At 33.7% G+C, this 2,451-nt stretch carries 3 protein-coding genes; all 3 read right to left on the reverse strand.

The window, feature by feature from the left end; translation table 11 throughout:
• Positions 1–166: 166 nt before the first annotated feature.
• A complete protein-coding gene (locus ACR0P1_RS07770) occupies positions 167–586 on the reverse strand; it encodes an NUDIX domain-containing protein (RefSeq protein ID WP_432645837.1) in 420 nt (139 codons plus the stop codon).
• 44 nt (positions 587–630) lie between these two features.
• Positions 631–1,632, reverse strand: coding sequence for a GGGtGRT protein (locus ACR0P1_RS07775; protein ID WP_432645838.1), 1,002 nt, complete (start codon positions 1,630–1,632; stop codon positions 631–633).
• Between the two features lie 2 nt (positions 1,633–1,634).
• A partial coding sequence (locus tag ACR0P1_RS07780; RefSeq protein ID WP_432645839.1) for an iron-sulfur cluster assembly scaffold protein occupies positions 1,635–2,451 on the reverse strand: 817 nt, incomplete at its 5' end.

Raw genomic sequence — 2,451 nt, forward strand, 5'->3', positions numbered from 1 at the left:
AACTATAATATTCTATTTAAAAAAAACATAAATTGCTTTTAAACAATTCAATTTAAAAAAAAATTATTCTACCCTGCTGATTATCAGTTGGCTATTAAGGTGATTAGTTATCCATTTATAAATTTGGTAAAGCGTTTTTTTTTCAAAGTAATCTACTCTTAAAAAATTAATCATTAGTAAATGCTGTGATTGCTGCAGGAGTTAATAATTCATTAGCAATCATTTCATCTATTTCATTCCAACTAAACCATCCAAAATCATCATGTTCACTACTTATTTTAACTTCATCAGTTTCACAGGATACTTTCATAATTAATTGGATTGATTTAACCTCTTCTTTTGTTTTACAGGCAGTATAATCATTTCGAACAACATTATACATTTCTTGAACATCAATTTCCAAACCAGTTTCTTCCAGATATTCTCTTTTTAATGCTTCGTCAAAAAATTCGTTTTTCTTGACTTTACCGCCGGGAATTTCCCATTTTTCAGCATCATGGACGGAATGAGATCTTATTTTTAAAAGTAGAACCTTATCATTAAACTCACAAATTCCTCTTACAGTCAAACCCCATAAAGTAGACATATTAATTCTCCAATAAAAAAAGTAATTAAAGAGGAATAATCCTCTTATTGTTTCATTGCCTTTTCAACAGCTACTGCAACAGCAACAGATGCACCAACCATTGGGTTATTACCCATACCAATCAATCCCATCATTTCCACATGAGCAGGAACTGAAGATGAGCCGGCAAATTGAGCATCAGAATGCATACGACCTAATGTATCTGTCATACCATAAGAAGCAGGACCTGCTGCCATATTATCTGGGTGCAATGTTCTTCCTGTTCCACCACCGGATGCAACTGAGAAGTATTTTTTACCTTGTAATATACATTCTTTTTTGTATGTTCCAGCTACTGGGTGTTGGAAACGTGTTGGATTAGTTGAGTTACCAGTAATTGATACATCAACTCCTTCTAAATGCATAATAGCTACACCTTCACGTACATCACCAGCACCGTAGCATCTTACTTTAGCTCTTTCACCATTGGAATAAGCTTTTTCTTTAACTATTTTTACTTCTCCTGTGAAATAGTCAAACTCAGTTTCAACATGAGTAAATCCATTAATTCTAGAGATGATTAATGCTGCATCTTTTCCAAGTCCGTTTAATATTACTCTTAAAGGTTTTTCACGTACTTCATTTGCAGAGTTTGCAATACCAATAGCCCCTTCAGCTGCTGCGAAACTTTCATGACCTGCAAGGAATGCAAAACATTCACTTTCATCACTTAAAAGCATTGATGCGAGGTTACCATGACCTAATCCAACTTGTCTGTCATCTGCTACACTTCCAGGAATACAAAATGATTGTAATCCTTCACCTATTGCTTTAGCAGCTTCTGATGCTTTTACACAACCTTGTTTAATAGCTATTGCAGCACCAAGAGTATATGCCCAACATGCATTTTCAAAGCAAATTGGCTGAACATCTTTTACAATGTCATATGGATTGAAACCTTTATCAATACAAATTTGTTTTGCCTCTTCAAGGTCTTTAATTCCATATTTTTCTAAAACTGGAGTGATTTGGTCAATTCTTCTTTCATAACTTTCAAATAAACTCATATTTATTCACTCCTTGGGTCTATTTTTTTAACTGCATCATCGAATCTTCCATATTGACCTGTAGCTTTTTCAATAGCTTCCAATGGATCAATGCCTTCTTTAATGGAATCTAACATGACTCCAAGATTGATGTATTTGTAACCAATTATTTCATTATCTTCATCAAGGCCAATTTCTGTAATATATCCTTCGGTTAATTCCAGATATCTTGGGCCTTTTTCTTTTGTTGAATAAATAGTTCCGACTTGGCTTCTGTGACCTTTTCCTAAGTCTTCAAGTCCAGCACCTATTTGAAGACCGCCTTCTGAAAATGCAGATTGTGTTCTTCCATAAACGATTTGTAAGAATAATTCACGCATTGCAGTGTTAATAGCATCACAAACAAGGTCTGTATTTAATGCTTCAAGAATAGTTTTTCCAACTAGAATTTCACCAGCCATAGCTGCTGAGTGAGTCATTCCTGAACACCCTAAAGTTTCAACCAATGCTTCTTCAATAATTCCATCTTTAACATTTAATGTTAATTTACAACAACCTTGTTGCGGTGCACACCAACCAATACCATGTGTAAAACCAGAAATATCACTTACTTCTTTTGCTTTAACCCATTTGCCCTCTTCAGGGATTGGAGCAGGGTCATGATTTGCACCTTTGCGAACAAGACACATATTTTCAATTTCTGTTGAATATTGAGTTTTAAATTCGCTAATTGTTTTTTGATAATTTTCCAAAAGATTTTTATGTTCTTCAACAAAATTTTCATTAAATTCATTAACTTTTTTATTATTTGTTGCGGTTGCTGTTTCAAAAGCTTGATTA

This window comes from Methanobrevibacter sp., assembly GCF_050872065.1.
Lineage (GTDB): Archaea > Methanobacteriota > Methanobacteria > Methanobacteriales > Methanobacteriaceae > Methanocatella.